This is a genomic window from Aeromonas sp. R4-2, assembly GCF_040908295.1.
In the GTDB taxonomy this organism is placed as follows: Bacteria; Pseudomonadota; Gammaproteobacteria; order Enterobacterales; family Aeromonadaceae; genus Aeromonas; species Aeromonas veronii.
The window spans coordinates 121,253-141,081 of sequence record NZ_JBFODL010000011.1 but is presented as its reverse complement, the minus strand read 5'-3'; the positions used below and the strand labels follow the sequence as shown (position 1 = coordinate 141,081).

Annotated in this window: 20 protein-coding genes; 2 read left to right on the top strand and 18 right to left on the bottom strand. The window is 61.8% G+C overall.

Annotated features, from left to right (window positions below; translation table 11 throughout):
• Positions 1–87: 87 nt before the first annotated feature.
• A complete protein-coding gene (locus AB5Y99_RS07975; RefSeq protein ID WP_368209319.1) occupies positions 88–1,203 on the bottom strand; it encodes an ATP-NAD kinase family protein in 1,116 nt (371 codons plus the stop codon).
• A 120-nt stretch (positions 1,204–1,323) separates the two neighbouring features.
• On the opposite strand from AB5Y99_RS07975, the gene AB5Y99_RS07970 reads away from it, so the two are divergent.
• Complete coding sequence (locus AB5Y99_RS07970; protein ID WP_042083356.1) at positions 1,324–2,061, top strand: TerC family protein; 738 nt, start codon at positions 1,324–1,326, stop codon at positions 2,059–2,061.
• A 95-nt stretch (positions 2,062–2,156) separates the two neighbouring features.
• On the opposite strand, the gene AB5Y99_RS07965 is transcribed toward AB5Y99_RS07970, so the two are convergent.
• The 17 genes from AB5Y99_RS07965 to pspA form a co-directional block, all read right to left on the bottom strand.
• Positions 2,157–2,645, bottom strand: a complete 489-nt coding sequence (locus tag AB5Y99_RS07965; RefSeq protein WP_005333642.1) for an OmpA family protein — start codon at positions 2,643–2,645, stop codon at positions 2,157–2,159.
• A 35-nt stretch (positions 2,646–2,680) separates the two neighbouring features.
• Complete coding sequence (locus AB5Y99_RS07960) at positions 2,681–3,910, bottom strand: diguanylate cyclase (RefSeq protein WP_040069357.1); 1,230 nt, start codon at positions 3,908–3,910, stop codon at positions 2,681–2,683.
• Positions 3,907–4,464 carry a YfiR family protein gene (locus AB5Y99_RS07955; protein ID WP_005333646.1) on the bottom strand — a complete coding sequence of 186 codons (558 nt, stop codon included), beginning with the start codon at positions 4,462–4,464 and terminating at the stop codon, positions 3,907–3,909. The genes AB5Y99_RS07960 and AB5Y99_RS07955 overlap by 4 nt, the downstream gene beginning before the upstream one ends.
• A gap of 189 nt (positions 4,465–4,653) precedes the next feature.
• Complete coding sequence (gene tyrR / locus AB5Y99_RS07950) at positions 4,654–6,201, bottom strand: transcriptional regulator TyrR (protein ID WP_005333656.1); 1,548 nt, start codon at positions 6,199–6,201, stop codon at positions 4,654–4,656.
• Between the two features lie 148 nt (positions 6,202–6,349).
• Positions 6,350–6,688, bottom strand: a complete 339-nt coding sequence (locus tag AB5Y99_RS07945) for a 4a-hydroxytetrahydrobiopterin dehydratase (RefSeq protein ID WP_042052889.1) — start codon at positions 6,686–6,688, stop codon at positions 6,350–6,352.
• A 63-nt stretch (positions 6,689–6,751) separates the two neighbouring features.
• Entirely contained in the window at positions 6,752–7,546 is a 795-nt protein-coding gene (gene phhA / locus AB5Y99_RS07940; protein ID WP_368209316.1) for a phenylalanine 4-monooxygenase, read from the bottom strand.
• A 152-nt stretch (positions 7,547–7,698) separates the two neighbouring features.
• Positions 7,699–9,129 (bottom strand): gamma-aminobutyraldehyde dehydrogenase, encoded by a 1,431-nt coding sequence (locus tag AB5Y99_RS07935; RefSeq protein ID WP_040069353.1) that lies wholly within the window; start codon positions 9,127–9,129, stop codon positions 7,699–7,701.
• Positions 9,130–9,158: 29 nt separating this feature from the next.
• A complete protein-coding gene (locus AB5Y99_RS07930) occupies positions 9,159–9,986 on the bottom strand; it encodes an ABC transporter permease (RefSeq protein WP_368209314.1) in 828 nt (275 codons plus the stop codon).
• A gap of 35 nt (positions 9,987–10,021) precedes the next feature.
• Positions 10,022–10,990, bottom strand: a complete 969-nt coding sequence (locus AB5Y99_RS07925; protein ID WP_005346227.1) for an ABC transporter permease — start codon at positions 10,988–10,990, stop codon at positions 10,022–10,024.
• Positions 10,987–12,000 (bottom strand): ABC transporter ATP-binding protein, encoded by a 1,014-nt coding sequence (locus AB5Y99_RS07920; RefSeq protein WP_368209312.1) that lies wholly within the window; start codon positions 11,998–12,000, stop codon positions 10,987–10,989. Before AB5Y99_RS07920 ends, AB5Y99_RS07925 begins: the two co-directional genes overlap by 4 nt.
• 143 nt (positions 12,001–12,143) lie before the next feature.
• A complete protein-coding gene (locus AB5Y99_RS07915; RefSeq protein ID WP_368209480.1) occupies positions 12,144–13,289 on the bottom strand; it encodes an ABC transporter substrate-binding protein in 1,146 nt (381 codons plus the stop codon).
• Positions 13,290–13,486: 197 nt separating this feature from the next.
• Positions 13,487–14,410: a LysR family transcriptional regulator gene (locus tag AB5Y99_RS07910; protein WP_005361174.1), complete on the bottom strand. Its 924-nt coding sequence runs from the start codon at positions 14,408–14,410 to the stop codon at positions 13,487–13,489.
• Positions 14,411–14,600: 190 nt separating this feature from the next.
• Positions 14,601–15,632, bottom strand: a complete 1,032-nt coding sequence (locus tag AB5Y99_RS07905) for a YcjF family protein (RefSeq protein ID WP_043824835.1) — start codon at positions 15,630–15,632, stop codon at positions 14,601–14,603.
• 53 nt (positions 15,633–15,685) lie between these two features.
• Positions 15,686–17,092 (bottom strand): YcjX family protein, encoded by a 1,407-nt coding sequence (locus AB5Y99_RS07900; protein ID WP_368209310.1) that lies wholly within the window; start codon positions 17,090–17,092, stop codon positions 15,686–15,688.
• 172 nt (positions 17,093–17,264) lie between these two features.
• Complete coding sequence (gene pspC / locus AB5Y99_RS07895; protein WP_323935170.1) at positions 17,265–17,669, bottom strand: envelope stress response membrane protein PspC; 405 nt, start codon at positions 17,667–17,669, stop codon at positions 17,265–17,267.
• Complete coding sequence (gene pspB / locus AB5Y99_RS07890; protein ID WP_108572205.1) at positions 17,666–17,902, bottom strand: envelope stress response membrane protein PspB; 237 nt, start codon at positions 17,900–17,902, stop codon at positions 17,666–17,668. The genes pspC and pspB overlap by 4 nt, the downstream gene beginning before the upstream one ends.
• Before the next feature lie 3 nt (positions 17,903–17,905).
• Entirely contained in the window at positions 17,906–18,580 is a 675-nt protein-coding gene (pspA, locus tag AB5Y99_RS07885; RefSeq protein ID WP_368209307.1) for a phage shock protein PspA, read from the bottom strand.
• 196 nt (positions 18,581–18,776) lie between these two features.
• On the opposite strand from pspA, the gene pspF reads away from it, so the two are divergent.
• The gene (pspF, locus tag AB5Y99_RS07880; RefSeq protein WP_323935169.1) at positions 18,777–19,805 is read left to right on the top strand and encodes a phage shock protein operon transcriptional activator; all 1,029 of its coding nucleotides are present in this window, start codon (positions 18,777–18,779) and stop codon (positions 19,803–19,805) included.
• The last annotated feature ends 24 nt before the right edge of the window (positions 19,806–19,829 follow it).

The window sequence follows — 19,829 nt, the reverse complement described above, 5'->3', positions numbered from 1 at the left end:
CATTTGCGGCAAAAAATTCGGGGGTATGGAACCGCAATCCGGTTGATTGCAGCTCTCTGGCGCCAGGCCAGCAGCGTCCTTGGCGTCCTATTCCGGGTTGGCCACCGGGTAGATGACCTGATCCTTGTATCCCGTGGTTATTCGCAGATAACCACGCAACGCCCGGTTTAATTCGGGATCATCGGTGTCCACCAGCAGCGGCCTGCCCGCAAGGGCGGCAAGCTTGGCTTTGGTTGCCAGCACCTGGATATTCTCCAGCCCGACACACCGAATCACCTCAGGACTCAATTGCTGATTTCCGCGCCCGAACAGATGTCCCTGTCCGCCGATCAGGGTAATGATCAGTCGGCAGCGACGGCCGCGGATCCGGGTCAGGATCTCGGCGGCGCTGAGATCCTGCCCGATAAGTCGGCCATTTTCCACCAGATCCACACCGAGCAAGGTATTTTCCAGACCGAGCTCAGCCATACAGGCTGCCACCGTGCTGCCAGAGCCCATCAGATAGAGGGTATCGGGCTCCATCTGCTCCACCACACCGGCGGCGAGATCCGCCAACACCAGCTCTTCGGACTCCTTGCCCCCCTGTTTTACCGCCTGTACGTAACGCAGATCGCCGGGCACCTTCAGCTGGCCGTAGTGGCGGGCCCGCACCTTGCCCGCGCGAAACGCCTCCTCGTCGATGTCGCGCACCTCAGCATCGATCAGGCTGAGCAGTTCCCCTGCGATCATCCGCGCCACCACCCGCCCGCTGGCGGCGGGGGTCACCCCGTAGACGCCGGAGTGGATCTTGCACCCCGCGGGAATGCCGAGCACATGGCAAGACTCCCCCACCGCGGCGCAGATATCCCGCGCCGTGCCATCGCCACCGGCAAACAGCAGCAGATCGACCCCGGCTTCGCGCATCAACTCGGCAGCGTGGCGGGTATCGTCAGCAGAGGTGCTCTCCCCGGCCGGTTGATAGATGACCCGACAGGGCAACCCCAGCTCGCGGGCCACCGCCTCCCCCATCTCTCCCGCCACCGTCAGCAGTTCGAACGGGACATTCAGCTCGCACAGTGGCAACAGAGCTTGCCGCGCCCGATCCTGCGCCTTGGGCACGGCACCACGAGCAAGCGCCTCATCCACCACGCCGTCACTGCCCTTGAGCCCCACTGCGCCACCAATCCCGGCGACCGGATTAATAATGAACCCTAATCGAAACATGCCAGCCTCCCTTGCGATGGCCACCATTTTTATCTTTTCCCCCCTCTGGGACAAGCAGTGGCGCCCCTGCTAGAATGCGCTGCTTCAATTTTCCAACCAATTTTCAACCAAGGTTCAATCATGCTGGAATGGGTTCTTGATCCCTCTGCCTGGGTCGCACTCGCCACCCTTACCCTGCTCGAGATCGTGCTAGGCATCGACAACATCATCTTTATCTCCATCCTAGTAGGTCGCCTGCCGGAGGCGCAGCGTCAAAAAGCGCGTATTCTGGGTCTGGGGCTCGCCATGGGTACCCGGATCCTGCTGCTGCTCTCGCTGGCCTGGGTGATGCGCCTCACCGATCCGCTCTTCACCGTGCTGGGTGAAGCCATCTCCGGCCGCGACCTGATCCTGCTGCTGGGGGGCCTGTTCCTCATCGGCAAGAGTGCCCACGAGATCCACGTCACCCTGGAAGGGGCGGCCGAGCCGGAGAGCGTCAGCAAAGCGGCCTCGGGCTTTATCAGCACCCTGATCCAGATCGCCATCCTCGATATCGTGTTCAGCCTCGACTCGGTGATCACCGCGGTCGGCATGGCCGATCATGTGCCGGTGATGGTGCTGGCCATCATGATTGCCGTCTTCATCATGATGTTTGCCGCCAAATCCATCGGTGATTTCGTCGACAACCACCCCACCATCAAGATGCTGGCCCTCTCCTTCCTCACCCTGGTGGGTTTCGCCCTGATGGCCGAGGGGATGGATCTGCATATTCCGAAGGGCTACATCTACTTCGCCATGGCCTTCTCGCTGGTGGTGGAGATGATCAACATCCGCCTGCGCAGCCATCACGACAATAACGGGCAAAATAGCGCGCAGTAACCCTGCCCCAACATGCCCTCGCGACCCCAGCTGTCGCGATCAAAAAGAGCGCCGATCGGGCGCTCTTTTTTATGGGTAACGAAACGATGAAAGGGTTATTGATCGCTGATGACGATGGCAACCCGGCGGTTGGCGGCCCGGCCCTCTCTGGTCTTGTTATCCGCCAGCGGCATGGTCTCGCCACGGCCATGGATCTCCAGATTGGCTGGCTTCATGCCGACCGAGACCAGTACATCGGCTACCGACTGGGCCCGCTTCAGGGAGAGTTGCTGGTTGTAGCTGCTCTCGCCGGTATTATCGGTGTGCCCATCAACCCGCGCCTTGTCCAACCCTACGCCAAGCAGTGTTTTACCCAGTTTTTCAACGGATTGGCGAGTCTGGGGATTGAGCGCCCCCACGTTGTTGGCAAACAGCACCCGGTTGGCCAGATCCAGCGTCCACCCCTCATCGGTCAGATAAAAGCCCTGCTCCTTGAGCACGGCGATTTGCTCCGGGGTCAACCCCTTGGGCGCGCTCTGACAACCGGCCAGCAGCGACAACATCAACCCCAGCAGGGTCACTTTCAACAGGTGGGTGATCTTCATGGTTTGCTCCTTGTTTATGTTGTTATTCTTGCCAGTCAGGCGATGGTTTGCTGTTCGCTGCGGCGCGCCCGTTTCGCCAGATACATGGCTGCATCGGCCTGATCACACAGCACGCTGGCACTCATACCCGCCTGATAGACGGCGAAGCCGACACTCACCCCAGCCACCAGCTGACGACCGTCACGCAGCGCCACCGGTTCGCTCATCGCCTGCTGGATGCGGCCAATCACCTCTTCCACCTCATGCTGTCGCTGGAGTGGACCAACCAGCACCGCAAACTCGTCACCACCGAGGCGAAACACCAGATCATCCGGACGCAGCTGATGTTGCACCCGTCTTGAGAGCGCGATCAGCACATCGTCACCGGCGTTATGCCCCAGCGTGTCATTAATTTGCTTGAAGCGATCGCAGTCGAGATAGAGCAGCGCAAACCCCTCTTGCTCGCCGAGGGAGATGGCCTGCGCGAGCCGCGCTTCAAACAGGGCGCGATTGGGCAGTCCGGTGAGGGCATCGTGAGTCGCCTGATGGAGCAGACTGGCATTTTCGCGGGCCTGCTGGGCCTGCCAGGCTTGCAGCTCGTCCAGCAGGGAGTTGAAGTCATCCCCCAGCTCGTTAATCTCGACGATATCGGCCGGTGGCGCCCGCATCCCCAGGGTGCGCTGTCGGCGTACCGAGTGGGCGACAAGTGCCAGTTTGCGCAGCGGTGCGGTGATGGAGACCTGCATCCGGTCAGCCACATAGAGAGCCACCATGGCGCTCAGCATCAGGCAAACAACCATCACCAGCAGCGCCGAGAGCAAAAACAGCAACAGATATTCACCATGGCCGCGCAGCTCGATGGTGGCGATCTGCTCGCCACCCCGCAGCATGGGGAGTTTGACAGGCCCCGGCATCAGCAGTTGGGCCAGATAGTCTTCGAGCGTCACCAGCGGGTTGCTTCTGGGGCGCTCCCAACTGGCGAGCAGCTGGCCATTGGTCAGCACGATAGTGGCTTCGGCCACCTCTTCCTTTGCAACGATGCCGCTAAGTGCCTCGCTCGCCGCCTCCTCATCGTGGAACACCACCGCCGCCTCGGCGCTGTAGCTGATGGCGCGGGCTACCAGCTCCAGATTGTGGTCGGCGTAAAAACGCACTACCAGCAGGGCCACCAGAGTAAAAAAGAGTCCTGCCACGCTGACGGCTGTGATGGCGGCCACCAGATGGGTTCGCCCCAGGCTCTGACGCAGGGTCAGACGGCGGGGAGCCGCGCTCACCTGTCGTCTCATGGGACCCCCTTGTCGGCATGTGCCAGCTTGAGCACGGCGGGATGCACCCGCACGCCGCTCAGGGCCAGGGCATCGAGGTTCACTTTAAACCGCACCCGCACGCTGTCCGGCGAGGTCTGCAGGCAGAACACCGAGCTGGTGGAGCAGTCGTGGTTGTATTCGCTGATGCTGAGCACAGGGTGCCCCTGCAGGCGGGCAAACAGCGCAATCCTAGTCGGCTCGTCGAGTACCCCCAGATAGAGCACATCGCAGTGATCGCTGATGGCCGGATCGCTCGCCTCGTAACGATGGACCTGTACGGTACGGCCATTGGCCTGACGATCGATGGTAAAGAGGGCACCGGCATATTCGGTCGGCGCCGCCACGCACATACGCAGCACCGCAGGCTCGGTGGGCCAGCGGGTGTAACTCATGATATCGAGCACCAGCTCCCTGACCGCCGTCGCCCGGCTCTCTGCGGCCGTTTCCGCCAGCGCGCGGGGCAACAGCAGGCCAAACGCAACCAACAGGAGCGCCAGACGGGCAGTTAAACGGGGGGAAAAGAGTAACAGCATGATCGGGAGGTGGTCGCCTTGACAATACCGCTGCTATGGCATTGCGGTTCGGGTACATGAACCCAGATAGTAAGTTGGCTGACACTGGCCTGACAAGTCTCACACCGCCATCAACTACAGAGTTCGTGTAAAGAAAACGGAGAGCCCGTCTGGTAACGGGCTCTCTGATGGCAGGCAACAAGACGGAAATCACTTCTTGCTGATGCCGTATTCTCGCAGCTTGTTGGCGATGGCGGTATGCGACACGCCCAGGCGTTTGGCCAGCTGGCGCGTCGATGGGAAGGCGGGATAGAGCCGGGCCAGCAGCTGGCTCTCGAAGCGCTTCACCGCATCGTCGAGATTCCCCTCAAACCACTCGTCGATCAGCGGCATGGTATCGGCCGCCACCGGCAGGTCGATCTGCTCGGGCCCCAGCTCATCCCCTTCCAGCAGGGTCATGGCACGGTAGAGACAGTTGCGCAGCTGACGCACGTTGCCCGGCCAACGATAGGCAGTCAGGTAGTCGGCCATGTTGCGGGTAAAGCGCGGACGGGGTCGCTGCAACTCGCTGGCAAAGCGGGAGACAAACTGCTGGGCCAGCACCATGATGTCCGCCTTGCGCTCGCGTAGGGGCGGCAGCGCCAGACTGAGCACGTTGAGGCGATAGTAGAGATCCTCGCGGAAGGTTCCTTCGTGCACCAGATCCAGCAACTGCTTCTGGGTGGTGCAGATGAAACGCACGTTGACCTTCACCTCCTGCTCGTCACCGACTCGGCGGAATACCCCATCCTGCAGCACCCGTAAAAACTTGGTCTGCAGATGGGGAGACATGTCGCCGATCTCGTCCAGCATCAGGGTGCCGCCGCTCGCCAGCTCCAGCACTCCGCGCTTGCCCTCGGTGTTGTTGCCAAAGGCGCCGGGGGCATAACCAAACAGCTCGCTCTCGGCCACGTTATCGGGCATGGCAGCGCAGTTGAGGGCCATAAAGGGGTGGCTGGAGCGCAGGCTGGCCCCGTGACAGGCACGGGCCAGCAGCTCCTTGCCGGTACCGGTCTCACCGACAATCAGCAGCGGCGCGTCCTGCATCGCCAGTTTGCGCGCTTGCGACAGCACCTCTTTCATCTTGGGACTCTCGGCCTGCAGATGCTCGAAGCCTCCCACTTCCACCGCATGAAGCGCGCTGAAGTGCAGGCCGACCCGACGGGCAGATTTGAGCACCACCACGGCCCCGGCCAGCGCCTGCTTGCCGCGGGCTTCTGCCACGAACAGCGGCATCAGATCTGCCAGATACTCTTCGCCATTGAAACTGAGCTTGCAGGTCTGCGGCTTGATCTCGCTCGCCTCCAACCAGCGGGTGAAGGAGAAACCCTTGACCAGCGAACCGAGCGCCACGCCGCGCACCTCCTCCACCGGCAAGCCGAGGGTGGTGAGGGCAGACTGGTTGGCCTGGGTCACCTTGCCCTTGCTGTCGAGGGAGAAGACCAGATCCGGCAGCGCCTTGAGCAACGCCTCGATCTCGTGATGCTCTCGCTCGGAAGGCATGTAGGGGATGGTCTTGACGTCGTAGACGCCGGGAATGCGGCGGATCTCCGGCATCAGGTGCTGAAAATCACTGAACTCCAGCTCGGGAAAGTTGAGATAGATGATGCCTGAGGTATCGATTTCGATGCCGCGCAGATCGATATTGTGCTCCACCAGGCGGTCGAGCAGTTCCCGGGTCAGGCCCAGGCGGTCTTCACAGCTGACTTCAAGACGCATTCGGGACACACTTCCTAGCTAACTCTATGAATGAGCGGATAATACAGTCTCGATCCCCCCAGTGCGAGCGCCAGCCTATAAAAATGCGGGCCCGCCCCGCTTTCGCAGGCAGGCCCGGGTCAACCGATGACGCTGGTGTGGGGTGCGATTACCGGAGCAACTGATCGGTGCGCGCAGCCATGATGAAGTCGTTGCGGTGTAATCCGCCGATCTTGTGAGTCCACCAGCTGACGGTCACCTTGCCCCACTCGGTCAGGATGGCCGGATGATGGAACTCCGCTTCCGCCAGCTCCCCCAGGCGGTTGGTGAAGGCCAGCGCCTCCTTGAAGTTGCGAAACGTAAATTCCCGCCGCAGTTGCAGCGCCCCCTCCTCCACCAGCGGCTGCCAGTCGGGAATAAGCTGCATCAGCTCGCGCAGCTCCTCATCGCTCACCTTGGGGGCATCGGCGCGACACGCTTCACACTGTTGGCTGGCCAGTTCGGACATGGGTTGCTCCTGCTTGAATAAATGAAAAATTAATGAAAATGAAATAGGGTTGTTTGCTTTTGGTCAGCTCGCCTGTTTGCCAGCGGCAACCTCAAAACGTGGCGGATAGAGGCCAAGCCGACTGGCCTCCGCCAGAGCAGCCATGATCTCCTCCCCGGTCAGCTGGTAGAGATGATCGAGACTCGGCAGCACAAAATAGGTGGGCTGCATGATGTCGATGCGATACGGGGTGCGCAGCACAGTCAGTAGATCGAAGGGTTGCAGCAGCGGTTTGCCACAGAGGGCATAGGCGGTCTCGCCGATGGAGGAGAGAATACCGCCGCCGTAGATACGCAGCCCGTCAGGCGTGGCCAGCAGGCCAAACTCCACGGTGAACCAGTAGAGCCGCGCCAGAAAGACCCGCTGCTCCTTGCTCGCCTGCTGCCCCAACTGACCGTAGAGGTGGGTAAAGTGAGCAAAGGCCGGATTGGTCAGCATGGCGCAGTGGCCGAAGATCTCGTGAAAGATATCGGGCTCCTGCAGATAGTCGAGCTCGTCCCGGCGCCGGATAAAGGTGGCCACCGGAAACTGGCGATTGGCCAGCAGGGCGAAGAAGCGATCGAACGAGATAAGTGCAGGCACCGCCGCCACCGACCAGCCGGTCGCAGGCTGCAAGACGGCGTTGATCTCGGCCAGCTGGGGGATGCGATCACGGGGCAGCCCCAGCCTGTCGAGACCGGCCAGATACTCGTCACACCCCTTGCCAGCAAGAGCGGCGAACTGACGTTCGATCAGGATCTGCCAGGTACCATGCTCCTCGTTGCAGTAGTGGATCACCCCGTCAGCATCCGGCTGGTGGGCGGTGTAAAAGGTTGCCATAGCGGTTCCATCCTCTGGCGCCACATCAGGCGCCTTGCCGTTTCATCACGACTTCACTGTAACGAAATGGCAACAAAAAAAGCAGCCGACCCATGAGTCGGCTGCCTGAAACAGTTGTAAATAAATTGTGACAACCCGCTAACCAATCCCCACTACAGCTTGACCATGATATGGCGCGGCACCGTGTAATCCTCCAGCGCATAGAGGGAGAGATCCTTGCCGTAGCCCGACATCTTCATGCCGCCGTGGGGCATCTCGGAGGTGAGCATGAAGTGGGTGTTGATCCAGGTGCAGCCATATTGCAGGTGGCTGGCCACCTTGCTGGCGAGGCTCAAATCCTTGGTCCAGACCGACGAGGCGAGGCCATAGTCCGAGTCGTTGGCCCACTGCACCACCTGCTCGGCATCGTTGAAACGGGTCACCGACACCACGGGGCCAAACACCTCGCGCCGCACGATCTCATCCTCCTGACGGGCCCCGACAATCAGGGTCGGCTCGAAGAAGAAGCCGTTGCCTGGGCGGATCTTGCCCCCCGCCGTCACCTCCACATGACCGCTGCTCTGGGCCCGCTCGACAAAGCTCGCGACCCGGTTGCGCTGTCTGTCCGAGATGAGCGGCCCCATCTCGACCCCCTCCTCGTACTGGCTGCCCACCTTGATGGAGGCCACCGCATCGGTCATGGCGGCGACGAACTTGTCGTAGATCTTGCCCTGGGCATAGATACGGCAGGCGGCGGTGCAATCTTGCCCTGCATTGTAGAAACCGAAGGTGCGAATGCCCGCCACCACCGCCTCCAGATCCGCATCGTCGAAGATGATCACTGGCGCCTTGCCCCCCAACTCAAGGTGGGTGCGCTTCATGGTGCGGGCGGCGCTCTGCAGGATCTTCTGGCCGGTGGCGATATCGCCGGTGAGCGATACCATCCGCACCAGCGGGTGCTCCACCAGCGGCGCCCCCACGCTTTCCCCCCGCCCGCAGATGACGTTGATGACGCCGCGGGGGAAGATCTCGCTGGCCAGTTCGGCAAGACGCAGGGCGGTAAGCGGGGTCTGCTCGGAGGGTTTGAGCACCACCGTATTGCCCGCCGCCAGCACCGGCGCCATCTTCCAGGCCGCCATCATCAGCGGGTAGTTCCAGGGGGCGATACTGCCCACAACACCTATGGGGTCGCGCCTGATCATACTGGTGTGCCCCTCGAGATACTCCCCCGCCAACGGCCCTTGCAGGCAGCGGGCCGCCCCGGCAAAGAAGCGGAAGCAGTCCACCACTGCGGGCAGCTCGTCGTTGAGCACTGCCAGATAGGGCTTGCCGCAGTTGAGGGATTCCAGCGCCGCAAACTCCTCGGCGTGGCGCTCGACGAGATCCGCCAGACGCAGCAGCAGGTTGCTGCGGCTTGCCGGGGTAGTGCGGCTCCACTGGGCGAAGGCGCGCTGGGCACCGTTCACCGCCCGGTTCACCTGTTCGAACGAGGCTTCGGGCACGGCGGCGATCTGTTCGCCGTTGGCTGGGTTGAGAATGGGTTCGGCCTGCCCCTCGCCGGTCACAAACTGGCCATCAATCAAGAGTTGGGTAGAGAGTTTCATGGTTGCATCCTTGCGCACGCGTTGAGTCATCATTTGCCACTGCCAGCGACATCGTGGGTGTCGCGAGTAAGGTAGTAGGCAAGCAAAATGGGGATAGTGGTGAAGGCCACTATGATGAGGGCCACCACGTTGGTGACCGGCCTGTCTCGGGGGCGGATCAGCTCCTGATACATCCAGATGGGCAGGGTGGTCTGCTGGCCCGCCGTAAAGGTGGTGACGATCACTTCGTCAAAACTCAGGGCAAAGGCCAGCATGCCCCCCGCCAGCAGCGCAGTGGCCAGATTGGGCAGGATCACGTAGCGCAGGGTCTGGAAGCCGTCGGCCCCGAGATCCATCGACGCCTCGATGAGGCTCTGGTTGGTGCGGCGAAAACGGGCCAGCGCATTGTTGTAGACCACCACCACACAGAAGGTGGCGTGGCCGATAACGATGGTCCAGAAGCTGAACGGGATCTCCATCAAGCCGTAGGCCGAGCGCAGCGCGATACCGGTGACAATACCGGGCAGCGCGATGGGCAGCACCAGCAAGAGCGACACCACCTCCTGACCGAAGAAGCGGCTGCGGGCAATGGCCCCTGCCGCCAAGGTGCCGAGGATCATGGCTGCCAGCGTCGCCAGCCCCGCTACCTCCAGTGACAGCTGGATGGCACGCCACACATCGGGACGATTGAGGGTCACCTCGAACCACTTGAGGGTGAGCCTGGGGGGCGGAAACTGGTAACTCTTGCTCTCGCTGGTGAAGGCGTAGAGGAAGATAAACAGAATGGGAAAGTGCAGGAACAAGAGTCCACCGATGGCGGCGTACTTGAGCAGGCCCGAAGGGCGCTCTCCCTGATGGCTCACTGAGCTAGCTGACATGACGGCCTCCTTGCTGCCGGTTCAAAGCGATAGAGTCAAAGCGCATCAAAGGCTCCTAACCGTTTCGCAATCGCCAGATAGATGGCGATGATAAGGATCGGCACCAGCGAGAAGGCGGCGGCAAAGGGCAGATTGCCCGCCGTTCCCTGCTGCATGTAGACCACCTGACCGATATACATGGTCGAGTTGCCGATGATGCCGGGGATGATGTAATCACCGAGGGTCAGCGAGAAGGTGAAAATGGAGCCCGCCACCACACCGGGCAACGCCAGCGGCAGGATCAGGTTGCGAAAGGTCTGGGCGGGTGTCGCCCCCAGATCGCTGCTCGCCTCCAAGAGGGAGCGCGGTATACGCTCCACCGCCGCCTGAATGGGCAGGATCATGAAGGGCAGCCAGACATAGACAAACACGATAAAGGTGCCGAGCCGCGAGAAGGAGAGCGACGGGCCACCTATCACCGGCAAGGAGAGGATGGCATCGAGCAGCCACTCCAGCCCCATGCTGTCTGCCAGCCAGCTCACTACCCCCTCCTTGGCCAAGATCAGCTTCCAGGCGTAGACCCGCACCAGATAGCTGGACCAGAGCGGCAGCATGATCCCCACATAGAACAGTGCCCGGGTCTTGCCACTGGTGTAGCGTGCCATGTAGTAGGCAACCGGAAAACCGAGCAGGGCGCAGGCCAGGGTCACCAGCAGCGACATGCCGACGGTGCGGCCGATCACATCCAGATTCTCCGGTCGCAGCAGGGCGACGAAGTTTTGCAGCCCCAGCTCGTGGCGCACCTGACCGCTGAACTCGTCCAGCCCGAACAGAGAGTTGGAGAGCAGCATCAGCAAGGAGCCGACATAGATGATGCCGAGCCACAGCAGCGGCGGCCCCAGCAGGATCGCCAGCAGCAGGCCGGGTCGACCATAGAGCAGGGTCGAGAGGCGCCGCAGCGGCCTGAAACGGGCAGGTTCGGGCTGATGGTTCATGGCAAGACTCGCACTGTGAGGGGCACTCATGGCAGAGCCCCTTGATGGGCGGCGCTCAGGCGATGGATGGCCTGCTCCGGCCAGCTGAGGCTGACCCTGCTGCCACGGGCCAGACGGGCCTGCCCCTCATTGGGGTGGTTGACGATGATCTCGAGCTGCTCCCCGAGATCAACCCGATAACGGACGAAGGGACCCAGATACTCCACCTCGCGGATCTCCCCCGACCAGCCCGGCGCGCCCGCCTCAGCGAGCCGGATCCGCTCCGGGCGCACCATCATCTGGCTGCCGTCACCGCACAGCCGTCTGGCCTGCTCCCCTTCGAACAGATTGACGGTACCGACGAAACGGGCCACAAACGGCGTCGCCGGAGCGTCGTAGATAGTATCGGGCGCAGCGATCTGCTCGATCTTGCCCTGACTGAAGATGCAGATCCGGTCGCTCATGGAGAGCGCCTCCTGCTGATCGTGGGTGACGAAGATAAAGGTGATGCCCAGCTGGCGTTGCAGCGCCTTGAGCTCAAGCTGCATCTGCTCGCGCAACTTGAGATCGAGGGCCCCCAGCGGCTCATCCAGCAGCAGGATGCGTGGCTGGTTGATAAGCGCCCGGGCGATGGCGATGCGCTGGCGCTGGCCGCCGGAGAGCTGGCTAGGGCGGCGCTTGCCGACCCCGGGCAGTCGCACCAGCTCCAGCATCTCGTCCACCTTGCGGTAACGCTGTGCCTTGGCGACCCCCTTGAGCATCAGGCCATAGCCGATGTTGTCGCGCACATCCATGTTGGGAAACAGGGCATAGTCCTGAAACACGGTATTGAGGTTGCGATCGTAGGGGGGTACGGTGGAGCAGGGTTCGCCAAACAGGCGGATCTCCCCGTCGCTCGGGTACTCAAAGCCCGCGATCATCCGCAGGCAAGTAGTCTTGCCGGAACCGCTCGGCCCCAGCAGGGTAAAGAATTCCCCGGAGGGGATCTGGAAAGAGATGTCGTCGACCGCCTTCACCTCGCCATAGTGGCGGCTGACCCGGTCAAATTGTACGGCGTTCATGGGGCATCCTTGTCTGTACTGGGATGGGCCGGACTCCTGTCCGGCCCGCTTGATTATCCGCTCTCGGCAGTCGTGCAGAGGAGGCGCAGCTCCCCTGCCGTTGGCAAGGTGGCAGAGGTTTCGACCACCTTGCTCACCCCGCCTTAGCGGCCGCCCAGAATGGCGATATAATCGGAAACCCAGCGGTAATAGGGCACGCAAGTTCCCTGGCTCTTGCACTGGGAGACCGGAGTGCGCCAGAAGCGAACCCGATCGAAGTTGTCGATACCGTTGGTTTTGCACCCGGTCGGGCCCAGCAGGGCATTGCCCTCGCAGGCGGCAGGCACCACAGGCACCGAGCCAAACCAGGCGGCGAGATCCCCCTGCAGCTTGTTGCTCAGGGAGTGCTCCAGCCACTTGTAAGCGCAGGTAAGGTTCTTGGCATCGCTGTGCACCATGCTGGTATCGGCCCAACCGGTCACTCCCTCTTTCGGCACAGTGGTGGCGATGGGTTGCTTGTCGGCAATCAGGGCATTGGCCTGGAACGGCCAGGAGCCTGACGCGACCACCCCTTCGTTCTTGAAGTCATCGATTTGAACGAAAGCATCATGCCAGTAGCGTCCCACCAGCTGGCGCTGCTTGCGCAGCAGATCGAGGGAGGCCTTGTACTGATCCTCGTTCAGCTCGTAAGGATCCTTGATACCCAGGGCAGGCTGATGGGTCATCAGATAGAGGGCGGCATCGGCGATGTGGATCGGGCCGTCAAAGGCCTGCACCCGCCCCTTGTTGGACTTGCCATCCGCCAGGGTCTGCTCCTCGAACACCACGTTCCAGGAGTCCGGTGCCTTGGGGAACACCTTGGTGTTGTACATCAGGATATTGCCGCCCCACTGGTAGGGCACGCCGTAGTGCTTGCCATCCACAGTGTGCCAGGGGGCATTTTGCAGCCGGGGATCAATCTTGCTGTAGCTCGGGATGAGCGCCAGATTGAGCGCCTGCACCTTGCCACCGGCAATCAGACGCAGACTGGCATCGCCGGAGGCGGTCACCAGATCGAAGCCCCCCTCGTTCATCAAGGCCACCATCTCGTCCGAGGTGGCCGCCGTCTTGACGCTCACCTTGCAACCGGTCTCTTTCTCGAATCCGGTCACCCAGTCGTAGTTCTTGTCGGTCTCGCCACGCTCAACGTAGCCAGCCCAGGCCACGATATAGAGCTGGCCTTCACCCTTGCCGAGCTCGGTCGGGGCAGCCTGGGTCTGGCCTGCCAGCAGCGCCGGAACAAGAGCCAGCATCAGAGGGGTCAATTTCATCATGCACTCCTTGCATTGTGTTGACTTGCATCAGGTGAAGGAACGCCACCATCGGCGTTAACATCCTGTTAACCAGCAATGAGCTTAGGGGAGTGGCAATACGATGAATATTTCAATTTTTGATGGCTCAGGTATCAGCTAAATCGATATCGAGTGCAGATGAATCTGATTTTTGGTGGCTACCCCGCAAGAGATGGCTAGCGAGGGAGCGCCTGACGGGCCCGCAACCGGCTCTGATCCCGCGCAATATCGATAAATTCCCGCGCCGTCCAATCCAGCCGAGAACCACGGCGCCACACCAGCCCGATATCGATGGCGGGAATGGGCTCCTTGATGGCGCGCGCCTCGACCCGCTCCTGCTCCAGCGACCAGGGGCGATAGGCAAAATCGGGCAACAAGGCGACCCCGAGCTGGCTCGCCACCAGACTGCGCACTGCCTCCACCGACGCGGTGCGCAGCACGATACGGGGGGAGATGCCGTAGCGGCGCAGGCCGCCACCGATGATCTGATCGAGCTGATCGGCGGTCAGCGAGATCATCGGCTCCTCCCCCAGCGCGGTGAGCGAGAGGGTCGACTCGGCGCAGAGCGGGTGGTTGGCGGCCAGCCAGAGCCGCAGCGGCGAACGGGTCAGCAACTCGGTATCAAACGCCTCTTGCCGGATGGTGCGGTTGGTCATCAGGATCCCCACATCCACCTCGCCGTTGACGATCTGGTGCTCCAGAAAAGGCTGTTCATCCTCCTTCACCTCGATCTGTACCGCCGGAAAGGCGCGGCGAAAACGGCCGAGCGCCTCTGAGAGGTAGTAACCCGCCACCAAGGTGGTCACACCGATAGTGAGCCGTCCCTGATCCTGCTGGGCTACTGCTTTGAGGGAGTGGCTCGCCTCGGTCATGGCGCCGAGAATACGGCGGGCGTGGAGCAAAAACTGGTGGCCCTGAGTGGTGAGGGTGACGCCGCGCGGATTGCGCTCGAATAGCGGGGCGCCGAGCTCGGTCTCCAGCTCGCGAATGGCGCTGGTGACCGCCGACTGGGAGATATGCAGCTCGGCGGCGGCGCGACTCACTGAGAAGCTGTCGGCCACGGCCACAAAATAACGGATCTGGCGAAAGGTAAAGTTCATCGGGCATCCTTGCCGATTGGTAATATTGGTGTGATTGGTAAGATTGACTGCCAGCTTAACCGTAAACGGGCGCCTCGCCAAAACCGGGCACTGCTGCCAACTCAATGATCTGCCGATTAAAACCATGCCCCTGCGGCTTGGCGAGCACAACAGGGGCATGGGTCATCGCAGCAAGGTGCAGACAGAGCTATCAGGATTTGTTGAGATACCCCGCCAGCTGGCCGATCAGCCGCTTGCGCAGCTCGCCGAGTTTGGGTTTTTCGTCCGCACACCAGGGCAGCGGGCGGCACGCCTCTATAGTACGCAGGCCAAGGCGAGCGGTGAGCAGCCCGGCCCCCACCCCTTGCGCCGCGCGGGCAGAGAGCTTGGCGGCAAACTCGGCGCCCAGCAAGTCCATCCCCACCTCGGTCACCAGCTCGGTGGCACCGGCGTAGAGCATGTTGCGAAACACCTGACGGATGAGGCGTATGCGGCTCCAGTAGCCGAGCTCGATGGCGTAGACATCGGCGATATCCTCGATCATCCGCAGGTTACGCCACAACATCAGCATCATGTCGACGGTGGCGAGCGGGCTCAGGGCCACCAGAACAGCGGCCTCCCCCGACCATTTGGCCACCCGCGCCTGCGCCAGTTTGTCGCGCTCGCCGAGCACCAGCTGGCTATAGAGGGTCAGCACCTCCCGATCGCTGTGGCTCTCGTCGAGCTGGGCCAGCCAGGTTTGATACCCCTCGCGCCCCTTGTCACCACTTTTGACCGCCAACCCTTCGCAAAAGGCCTGCCCCTGCCCGACTCCCTGATGGGCCAGCAGATCTTCGGCACGCGAGCGCACATCCTGACGCCGCTTGAGGGTGCGCAGTCGCAGCCACTCGCGCCCCACCACGCTGGCGGTACCCGCCGCCACCAGCGCCGAGGCCGCCAGCCAGGCGCTGCCCCAGAGCGGGGTGGTGAGGAATTGATCGTAAAGAAAGGCGCCATACTGGCCCAACGAGAGCAGACCGACCGCCCCCAGCCCCCACGCCAGTAGCCGATGGCGGCGGCGCGGTTTGATGACGAGGGCGCTCTCCACCTCGGTGAACTCGTCCAGCTCATCGAGGCGCTCGAAACTCGCCTCCTCCAGCCGCTGGGCCGGTGCGGGCGGTCGCTCGTCACTGGCCACCGTCAAGGCTGGCTCAAGGATCACCTTGCCCTGCAGCGGTGGCCGCTCTTTTATCTGATCGTTCATCGCATTGTTCTCCTGTGCGCAGCCTTCGGCTCAGGTGCCAAGACCGCACACCGTTATTCGAGGTGATCCCCGAGCAGAAACTCCAGCGCCGCATCGAGCCGGATATGGGGCAACGCCTGATGGGCGCTCATGGGCATGGGGCGAAACGCCTGAAAATCAAAGCCCTGACTGTTCCACCACTGCACAGGCGGAATATGGGGCGGCACCTCCCCCGGGAACAGCAGCAGCGGCTCACCGCTCAGACTGGTGCCGCGGATGGCGGGGAACTCGCGGCCATTGGCCACCCCCTTGCCCACCTCGGTCGCCTTGATGGCGGCGAGCGCCAGACACTCGGTGGTGATCCCCTCAAAACGGGCCTGACCGCGACCGCTGCGTACCAGATGCTGGAGCAGGGAGACCATGGGCGCATGCTGTTCGGGGGTGACGTGATCGGCCTTGCTCGCCACAAACAGCAGCTTGTCGATACGGGGCGAGAAGAGTCGCCGCCACCAGTTGCTCTTGCCGTAGGCAAAGCTCTCCATGATGCGGGCGATGGCCTGCTGCATGTCGCCAAAGCTGGCCGCTCCGGCGTTGAGAGGCTGCAGGCAATCCACCAGCACGATCTGGCGATCAAAGCCGGCAAAGTGCTGCTCATAAAAACCCTGCACCAGATGCTGTTTGTACTGCTCGAAGCGCTGTTTGAGAGTGGCGTAAAGAGTGCCATCAGCGGGCTCGCTGGCAGGCATCTCCCACACCCAGGGGACAAATTGCAGCATGGGGGCACCGGCATACTCCCCCGGCAACACGAAGCGACCGGGTTGAATAAGGTGCAATCCCAACTCCTGTTTGCAGGCATGCAGATAGGCGGTGTAGCGCTCGGCTAGCTCAGCCACCGGCCGCTCTTCGAAGCGCTGATCGACCTGCCACCCGGGTGTCAGCCAGCTGGCGGCAAGTGCCTGCAGCTCTGGGCGACGAAGCTGCTCGCGCACCTGTTTGCTCCACTGCTCGTAGCTCATCTCAAGGAGCGGCAAGTCGAGCAGCCACTCCCCGGGGTAGTCCACCAGATCCACGTAGAGGGTGGAGATCTCCCCCAGATGCTTGCGCAGAGGGTGACGGGTGCGATAGCGGATTTCGAGGCGCACTTCGGCCACGCCGCGGGTGGGCTCGGGCCAGGCAGGTGGATCGCCAAACAGGGAGTCGAGGCCACGCTCGTAGGCAAAGGTGGGGATGTGGGCATTGAGCTGCGGCACCCGGCGGGCGCCGAGGATGCGCCCTTGACGCAGGGCATCCCACAACGGCAAACGGCCATCGATGGCCGCGTGTTCCAGCTGGTTGACCAACGCCGTGATAAAGGCGGTTTTACCGCTGCGAGAGAGGCCGGTCACCGCCAGCCGGATATGGCGATCCCGCACCCGGTTCACCACGTCGTTCGCCTTGCTCTGCAGGCGAGTCAACTTCTGTTCCAGTTTATTGAGTATCAAGGCTTGACCCGTTCTCCCTTGGTGGTTACATCCGGCGTGATTGGCCGTGCGACAAGGCAAACTGGCTATCCGCATCGGGATGGTCAATCAGCCTGAGTAGCGTCGATGATGGGGCATCACTGAAGGCTCCACCATCGACATTGTGTGCTTCGGCAGGCACTTTCGGCAGGCATTACAGCTTGCGAAATTCCCGCTGCAGGGTGAACTCGCGGGAGGTCACCAGCTTCTCGATATGCTGAACTCGAGGCTCCAGCGCATCCAGTTCCTGCGCGACGCGGCTCAGCGCCTGCTGGGGGGTGACCCCCGCCTGCCAGCTGCGCGCTTTCATCCGCACCTCGGCAAAATCGGCATCCTCGTGGGAATAGAGGGTGACCGGCTTTTTGTCGAGCAAGAACCAGGCGGCAATGTAAGCGGTGAAGGTGATGAAACCGGCGAAGATAAGACCGCTGATGGCGAGCAGCCGCACGATCCAGGTCTCTACCCCGAAATACTCTGCCAGACCGGCGCAAACTCCGGCAATCTTGCCCTGCCGGGGATCGCGATAGAGGTTGCGCCCCTCACGACTTGTACTGCTCATACCTTGTTCCTCCAGCCCGGCACTTCCGCATCCAGAATCGATTCCAGCGCACCGACTCGCTCCTGCATCTTCTCGGTACGGGCCAGCAACCCTTGCAGCTGTTCCCGCTCGCTATCGGCAAGACCGGCCCCCATCCGCCCCTTGGCCCGGTAGTGCAGCACCAGCCAGATGGGTGCCACCACCACCATGAAGACCACCATGGGAACCATCAATACACCCAGCAGACTCTCCATCGCTTACTCCCCCTGCTGGCCGTCACGCTGACCCAGCTTTTGGCGCATCGCCTCAAGCTCTTTGCTTATCTGATCGTCCACTTCCAGCTCGGCAAACTGCTGCGCCAGCGCCTTGTCGGACTGACCCAGATCGGCGCGAGCCTCCATCTCGTCGATGCGACGCTCCATCCGCTCGAACTTGCTCACCACCGCCTGACTGTCACCACGGGCAACCTGGCTCTGCACATTGAGACGGCTGCTGGCCGCTTCGGTGCGAATGGCCATCGCCTTTTGACGGGCGCGGGCATCTTCCAGCTTGGCTTCGAGCTGACGGATCTCTTCACCCAGCTTCTCGATGCCACTGTCGACCGCCTGCTGCTCGCGGTAGAGGGTCTCTGACAACTCGGTCTGTTTCTTCTTCTCGATAAGGGCGGCGCGGGCCAGATCTTCACGTCCCTTGGTCAGGGCCAGCTCGGCCTTGGCTTGCCACTCGTCGACCCGCTCCTGATGGCGGGCGACCTGACGACCAATCTCTTTCTGGCTGGCGAGGAAGCGGGCCAGATTGGAGCGCTCCTTGACCAGCTCGTCCTCCATCTCCTGGATGATCAGGCGCACCATCTTCTGGGGATCTTCTGCCTTGTCGAGCAGGGCCGTCAGGTTGGAATTGATGATGTCGGCCAGACGGGAAAAAATACTCATGATTGCACTCCTGTTATTGGCATGGCGTTGTTTCTCCATTGACAATGGCAACTTGTGTGCCAATCTGGAACAAAATTTAACTTGTTGATTTATATGGGGCAGAATAGCCGGATTGCAAGATGCCTCGCGCAAGAGATGATTAAAATCACCAACTTTTGGTAAGATTGACCAGCTTTTACAACTGACAGGGATCACTATGACCACGGCCACGGAAAGCCTGCTGGGGGAATCCAACGCATTTCTCGAGATCATTGAGCAGGCCTCACGGCTCGCCCCGCTGCGCAAACCCGTGCTGATCATCGGTGAGCGGGGGACGGGCAAGGAGCTGATCGCCCACCGCCTACATTATCTCTCGGCGCGCTGGGATCAAAGCTTTGTCACCATCAACTGCGCCACCCTGAGCGAGAGCCTTCTGGAGACCGAGCTGTTCGGTCACGAGGCGGGCGCCTTTACCGGTGCGGCCAAGCGCCATCAGGGGCGCTTCGAGCGGGCCGATGGCGGCACCCTCTTCCTCGACGAGCTGGCCACCACCAGCGCCCGGGTGCAGGAGAAGCTGCTGCGGGTCATCGAGTATGGCGAGTTCGAGCGAGTGGGCGGGGCCAAGCCCCTCAAGGTGGATGTGCGGCTGGTCTGCGCCACCAACGAGGATCTCCCTGCGCTGGCCGACAAGGGGCAGTTTCGCCACGATCTGCTCGATCGGCTCGCGTTTGATGTGATCACCCTCCCCCCCTTGCGGGAGCGGCGGGAAGATATCCTGATGCTGGCGGAGCACTTCGCCCACAGCATGACCCGGGAGCTGGGTTATCCGCTGTTTGCCGGTTTCTCGCGCAAGGCGACCCAGCTGCTGCTGGATTACCACTGGCCGGGCAACGTGCGGGAGCTGAAGAACGTGGTGGAGCGCAGTATCTATCGTCAGGGCAATCCCCAGTTGCCGCTCTCGACCCTGGTGCTCAACCCGTTTGATTCCCCCTGGCGACCACAGGTCACGCAACCTGCGCAAGAGGACCGAAGCGAGGTACAATCTGCATCCCCCCTCGCCTTGCCGCTCGATCTCAAGCAGGCGGTGGCGGAGTACGAGATTAATTTACTCAAGCAAGCGATGCAGCAATCCCAGTATAATCAGCGCAAAGCCGCTCAACTGCTGGCCTTAAGCTATCACCAGTTCCGTGGCATGCTACGCAAATATCAGCTGCTGGATGGCGATAACGATGCAGAACAAGAGTGAAGGAGTGCGGTTGATGCCGACTCC

Excerpts from the sequence above, each read along its gene's own strand:
- pspA (WP_368209307.1), bottom strand. The coding sequence starts at position 18,580 with ATGAGTATTTTTTCCCGTCTGGCCGACATCATCAATTCCAACCTGACG.
- pspB (WP_108572205.1), bottom strand. The coding sequence starts at position 17,902 with ATGGAGAGTCTGCTGGGTGTATTGATGGTTCCCATGGTGGTCTTCATG.
- AB5Y99_RS07905 (WP_043824835.1), bottom strand. The coding sequence starts at position 15,632 with ATGAACGATCAGATAAAAGAGCGGCCACCGCTGCAGGGCAAGGTGATC.
- AB5Y99_RS07945 (WP_042052889.1), bottom strand. The coding sequence starts at position 6,688 with ATGTCCGAACTGGCCAGCCAACAGTGTGAAGCGTGTCGCGCCGATGCC.
- AB5Y99_RS07965 (WP_005333642.1), bottom strand. The coding sequence starts at position 2,645 with ATGAAGATCACCCACCTGTTGAAAGTGACCCTGCTGGGGTTGATGTTG.
- AB5Y99_RS07915 (WP_368209480.1), bottom strand. The coding sequence starts at position 13,289 with ATGAAATTGACCCCTCTGATGCTGGCTCTTGTTCCGGCGCTGCTGGCA.
- AB5Y99_RS07975 (WP_368209319.1), bottom strand. The coding sequence starts at position 1,203 with ATGTTTCGATTAGGGTTCATTATTAATCCGGTCGCCGGGATTGGTGGC.
- AB5Y99_RS07910 (WP_005361174.1), bottom strand. The coding sequence starts at position 14,410 with ATGAACTTTACCTTTCGCCAGATCCGTTATTTTGTGGCCGTGGCCGAC.
- AB5Y99_RS07935 (WP_040069353.1), bottom strand. The coding sequence starts at position 9,129 with ATGAAACTCTCTACCCAACTCTTGATTGATGGCCAGTTTGTGACCGGC.
- AB5Y99_RS07920 (WP_368209312.1), bottom strand. The coding sequence starts at position 12,000 with ATGAACGCCGTACAATTTGACCGGGTCAGCCGCCACTATGGCGAGGTG.
- phhA (WP_368209316.1), bottom strand. The coding sequence starts at position 7,546 with ATGGCAACCTTTTACACCGCCCACCAGCCGGATGCTGACGGGGTGATC.
- AB5Y99_RS07960 (WP_040069357.1), bottom strand. The coding sequence starts at position 3,910 with ATGAGACGACAGGTGAGCGCGGCTCCCCGCCGTCTGACCCTGCGTCAG.
- AB5Y99_RS07970 (WP_042083356.1), top strand. The coding sequence starts at position 1,324 with ATGCTGGAATGGGTTCTTGATCCCTCTGCCTGGGTCGCACTCGCCACC.
- AB5Y99_RS07930 (WP_368209314.1), bottom strand. The coding sequence starts at position 9,986 with ATGTCAGCTAGCTCAGTGAGCCATCAGGGAGAGCGCCCTTCGGGCCTG.
- AB5Y99_RS07925 (WP_005346227.1), bottom strand. The coding sequence starts at position 10,990 with ATGAGTGCCCCTCACAGTGCGAGTCTTGCCATGAACCATCAGCCCGAA.
- pspC (WP_323935170.1), bottom strand. The coding sequence starts at position 17,669 with ATGAGCAGTACAAGTCGTGAGGGGCGCAACCTCTATCGCGATCCCCGG.
- tyrR (WP_005333656.1), bottom strand. The coding sequence starts at position 6,201 with ATGCGTCTTGAAGTCAGCTGTGAAGACCGCCTGGGCCTGACCCGGGAA.
- pspF (WP_323935169.1), top strand. The coding sequence starts at position 18,777 with ATGACCACGGCCACGGAAAGCCTGCTGGGGGAATCCAACGCATTTCTC.
- AB5Y99_RS07955 (WP_005333646.1), bottom strand. The coding sequence starts at position 4,464 with ATGCTGTTACTCTTTTCCCCCCGTTTAACTGCCCGTCTGGCGCTCCTG.